Here is a 4,393-nt window from a genome sequence, read left to right as displayed (position 1 = left end):
GCCGGACATTTCTCCCCGTATAGAGACGGGGAGAAAGAGCAGTTGCAACGCTGCCGTCAGTCCTTCTTTGCCACGGCGACGCGCAGCGACAGTTCGCGCAATTGCTGCGGCGTGGCTTCCGAGGGCGCGTTCATCAGAAGGTCGTAGGCCTGCTGGTTCATCGGGAACATGGTGACCTCGCGCAGGTTCTTGGCGCCGACCAAGAGCATCACGATGCGGTCGATGCCGGCCGCCATGCCGCCATGCGGCGGCGCACCATACTGGAAGGCGCGATAGAGGCCGCCGAAGCGCTCCTCGACGGTGGCGCGGTCGAGCCCGACCGTCTCGAAGGCCTTGACCATGGTCTCCGGCAGATGGTTGCGGATGCCGCCGGAGGCGATCTCGAAGCCGTTGCAGACCATGTCGTACTGGAACGCCTTGATGCCGAGCAGATCCTCGCCGCCCAGCGCCTCGATGCCGCCCTGCGGCATGGAGAACGGATTGTGGGCGAAGTCGATCTTCTTCTCTTCCTCGTTCCATTCGAAGAACGGGAAGTCGACGATCCAGCAAAGCTCGAAACGGTCGCGGTCGACGAGGTTCAGTTCCTCGCCGGCGCGGGTGCGCGCGGCACCGGCGAAGGAGACGAATTTCTTCGGGTCGCCGGCGACGAAGAAGGCGGCGTCGCCGTCGGCCAAGCCAAGCTGCTGGCGGACCGCCTCGGTGCGCTCCTCGCCGATGTTCTTGGCGATCGGACCGGCGCCTTCGAGCTTGTCGCCTTCCTTGCGCCAGAAGATGTAGCCTAGGCCCGGCTGACCCTCGCCCTGCGCCCACGAATTCATGCGGTCGCAGAAGGCGCGGCTGCCGCCGGTCTTGGCCGGAATGGCCCAGACCTCGGCCTTCGGATCATTGGCCAGGATGTTGGCGAACACCTTGAAGCCGGACTCGCGGAAATGATCCGATACGGCCTGCATCTCGATCGGGTTGCGCAGGTCCGGCTTGTCGGTGCCGTAGGTGCGCATCGCCTCGTCATAGGGGATGCGGCGGAATTTCTGCGTCACCGGCTTGCCGGCGGCGAAGCTCTCGAACACTTCGCGAAGCACCGGCTCCATGGTCGACAGCACATCGTCCTGCTCGACGAAGCTCATTTCGAGGTCGAGCTGGTAGAATTCGCCGGGCAGACGGTCGGCGCGCGGATCCTCGTCGCGGAAGCACGGCGCGATCTGGAAATAGCGGTCGAAGCCCGAGACCATGATCAGCTGCTTGTACTGCTGCGGCGCCTGCGGCAGGGCGTAGAAGGTGCCGGGATGGATGCGCGACGGCACCAGGAAGTCGCGCGCGCCTTCGGGCGAGGACGCGGTCAGGATCGGCGTCGAGAATTCGGTGAAGCCGACCTCGCCCATGCGCTTGCGCATCTCGGCGATGATCTTTGTGCGCGCCACGATGTTCCTGTGCAGCGTCTCGCGGCGCAGGTCGAGGAAGCGGTATTTAAGGCGGATGTCTTCCGGGTAGTCAGGCTCGCCGAACACCGGCAGCGGCAGTTCCTTGGCCGCCGACAGCACCTCGATCTCGCGCGCGAAAATCTCGATCTCGCCGGTCGGCAGGTTGGCGTTCACCGTCTCCGGCAGGCGCGCCTTGACCTCGCCGTCGACGCGGATGACCCATTCGCCGCGCACGGTCTCGGCGATCTTGAAGGCCGGCGAATCCGGATCGGCGACGATCTGGGTCAGGCCGTAATGGTCGCGCAGGTCGATGAACAGCAGGCCGCCATGGTCGCGCACGCGATGCACCCAGCCCGACAGCCGAACGGAATTTCCGACGTCGCTCTTTCTCAATTGGGCACAGGTATGGCTGCGGTAACGATGCATTGTCATGGATGAAGTCCGGATGCTGATTGCGGACCGAAGGCCCGCCTCGAAAATTGGCGCGAAAAGCGCATGGGAGGCCGGTTTTGTCAAGGCAAGCGGTCACGCGGTAGTGTCTCGGTTGAAATTGCAGAGCCGGTTGACAAAGGCCGCAGGCGGTCGCTCCATTAGATGTTCCTAAGATGGAGGCAGCGATGGCGTACACGTATCGGTGCAAGGACTATCCCGGGATGGAAGCCTGTCCGGGGAGGTTTACGGCAGAAAGCGCGGAAGAAGTCATGCAGCACGTTGAGCTTCACGCGAAGTCCGCGCATGGGGAAGACCCAAGCCAGTGGTCCACAGAGGATCGGCAACAACTACAAGCGATGATGATCGCCAGCTAGTTTTTGGACTGAGACGCCACCAGCCACACAGGCGTGCCGCTTTGGCCTCTCACGCGAAATGGATTTCAGCACCCTGGCGTTCGAAATCGGCGAGGATCGCGGCCGGCGCGGTCTTTTCGACCACCAGATGGCGGATCGCTTCGGGCTTGGCGACGCGGTAGGGCGCCGCTGTCGCCAGCTTGTCGTTGGTGACGGCGATGACAAGGCCGGCGCTGTTCCTGGCCATGGCGCGCTTCACCTCTGCCTCGGCCGAATCGAAGGCCGTCACGCCGCGCGCGGCGTCGAGGCCGCAGGAGCCCAGGAAACACAGATCGGCGCCAAGCTGCGAGACGGCCGCCAGCGTATCGGCGCCGACGCAGGTTCCGAGGTCGCGGACGAACCTGCCGCCGAGCACGATCAACGCGACCGACGGATGATCGGACAGCGCCGAGGCGACATCCAGCGAATTGGTGGCGATGGTCAGCTCGAGCTCGCGCGGAATGGCCCTGGCTATCGCCGCGTTCGTGGTGCCGCCATCTATGAACAGACTCTGTCCGGCGGAAAGCAGCCTCACGGCCGCGCTCGCCAGCCGCATCTTCTCCTCGACCGCGTGCCCGCTGCGCTGACTGACTGTTGCCGCGGCAAAGGGTGCCGATGCGACCGCGCCGCCATAGACGCGGCGGCACTCACCAGCCTTCGCCAACTCCCTGAGGTCGCGCCGGACTGTGTCCTCGGAAACGCCGAAGTGGCTCGCCAGTTCTCCGGCCAGCACCCTCCCCTCGGCCGCAAGACGGTCGCGGATGATCTGGTGTCGTTGATCGGTCAGCATTGCATGATCCTGTTTTTGTTCTGCACGTTCTTGCATGTTTTGCACGTTTGTGCAAGGAGTGAGCCTTGTCGGACTGCTGGACAAGCCGGCCGTCGACCCACTTTCATTGAAAGCACCACGATGCGTTTTGGTCTCAGCCTTGCCCCTCAACACCGCGTCTATGCCGGGTTCGCGATCTATTCCTTCGCCATGGGCAACATCTTCCCGCGGCTCCCCGACATCAAGCGCGCCATGGAGATCGAGGACGGCACGCTCGGGCTCAGCCTGATCGGAACGCCGATCGGCACCTTGACGGCGCTGACGCTGGCGGCGCCGGTGCTTGAACGCGTCGGCTTCCGCCGCGCGCTGCTCGGCCTGGTGCCGCTCATCGCGCTCGCCTATGCCATCGCGGTGCACGCGCCGGGACCGCTTGCGCTGTTCCTGATGCTGCTTCCGGTCGGCCTTATGATCGGCAGCGTCGAGATCATTCTCAACGTCGAGGCTGACAGGACCGAGTTCCTGCTCGGACGCCGGATCATGAACCGGGCGCACTCGTTCTGGAGCATGGGCTTCTTCGGTGCCGGGCTGTTCGGCGGCGCGCTCGCCCATCTCGGACTGTCGCCACAACTCCATCTCGCCGTCGTCTTGCCGATGGTGGGCCTGTCGATGATGCTCTTTCTCGGTGGCTACGATCCGGCGCCCGCCCGTCACACCGGCACCGGCGATGCCGCGCCCATGTTCGCGCGGCCGACACTGCCGATCCTGGTCCTCGTCGCGGTGACCCTGTCGGCGATGCTGCTGGAAGGCGCCAGTATCGACTGGTCTGCGATCTACATGCGCACCGTGTTCGACACGGGTCCCTTCGTCGCCGGCTTCACGGTGGCGCTGTTTGCGTTTTCGCAGGCGACGACGCGCTTCTTCGCCGACAGTTTCGTCGACCGCCATTCGCCAAGCGGCGTGGCACGCGTGCTGCTGGCGACAATGGCGGCCGGCGTGCTTTTTGTCTTCCTGTCGCCAGCGCCGCTTTTCTCGCTGCTGGGCTTTGCGTTTCTGGGCATCGGCACCAGCGCCATCTTCCCGCTGGCGATCTCCGCCGCCGCGCAGCGCACGGACCGCTCCGCGGCGATTAACGTCGCGGCGTTGTCGCAGATCTCCTTCGTCGCCTTCCTGCTCGGCCCGCCGCTGCTCGGCTTCGTCTCGGATCATTGGGGCATCCGCTCGGCCTTCGGCATCGGCATCCCGTTCATCGTGCTCAGCCTGCTGACCGCCGGCTCGCTTGGCCGGCGGCCGGCCAAGTCGGCCGCGCCGGCGGACGAAGCGCCCGATCCGGCGCGGAAGATGCTGCCGCAAGCCGGCGAGGCGTGAGCGGCACTTCCGTTGTC

At 65.0% G+C, this 4,393-nt stretch carries 4 protein-coding genes; 2 read left to right on the top strand and 2 right to left on the bottom strand.

Translation table 11 applies throughout. The annotated features are described in order from the left end of the window. Nucleotides 1–56 precede the first annotated feature (56 nt). Entirely contained in the window at nt 57–1,844 is a 1,788-nt protein-coding gene (gene aspS, locus EN745_RS30805; protein ID WP_189363212.1) for an aspartate--tRNA ligase, read from the bottom strand. A gap of 179 nt (nt 1,845–2,023) precedes the next feature. Between aspS and EN745_RS30800 the strand changes: the two genes are divergently transcribed. Then, complete coding sequence (locus EN745_RS30800) at nt 2,024–2,224, top strand: DUF1059 domain-containing protein (protein WP_348628247.1); 201 nt, start codon at nt 2,024–2,026, stop codon at nt 2,222–2,224. A 49-nt stretch (nt 2,225–2,273) separates the two neighbouring features. Here EN745_RS30800 and EN745_RS30795 read toward each other — a convergent pair whose 3' ends face one another. Further along, nucleotides 2,274–3,032, bottom strand: coding sequence for a DeoR/GlpR family DNA-binding transcription regulator (locus tag EN745_RS30795; RefSeq protein ID WP_127422990.1), 759 nt, complete (start codon nt 3,030–3,032; stop codon nt 2,274–2,276). Nucleotides 3,033–3,152: 120 nt separating this feature from the next. Between EN745_RS30795 and EN745_RS30790 the strand changes: the two genes are divergently transcribed. Beyond that, the gene (locus EN745_RS30790; RefSeq protein ID WP_127422989.1) at nt 3,153–4,376 is read left to right on the top strand and encodes an MFS transporter; all 1,224 of its coding nucleotides are present in this window, start codon (nt 3,153–3,155) and stop codon (nt 4,374–4,376) included. The last annotated feature ends 17 nt before the right edge of the window (nt 4,377–4,393 follow it).

Origin of the sequence: Mesorhizobium sp. M4A.F.Ca.ET.022.05.2.1 (genome assembly GCF_003998845.1) — a bacterium.
In the GTDB taxonomy this organism is placed as follows: Bacteria; Pseudomonadota; Alphaproteobacteria; order Rhizobiales; family Rhizobiaceae; genus Mesorhizobium.
This window is presented reverse-complemented; position numbering and strand designations above follow the sequence as displayed.

What these genes read in the sequence shown, in the direction of transcription:
- aspS (WP_189363212.1), bottom strand. Translation starts at nt 1,844, where the DNA reads ATGCATCGTTACCGCAGCCATACCTGTGCCCAATTGAGAAAGAGCGAC.
- EN745_RS30800 (WP_348628247.1), top strand. Translation starts at nt 2,024, where the DNA reads ATGGAGGCAGCGATGGCGTACACGTATCGGTGCAAGGACTATCCCGGG.
- EN745_RS30795 (WP_127422990.1), bottom strand. Translation starts at nt 3,032, where the DNA reads ATGCTGACCGATCAACGACACCAGATCATCCGCGACCGTCTTGCGGCC.
- EN745_RS30790 (WP_127422989.1), top strand. Translation starts at nt 3,153, where the DNA reads ATGCGTTTTGGTCTCAGCCTTGCCCCTCAACACCGCGTCTATGCCGGG.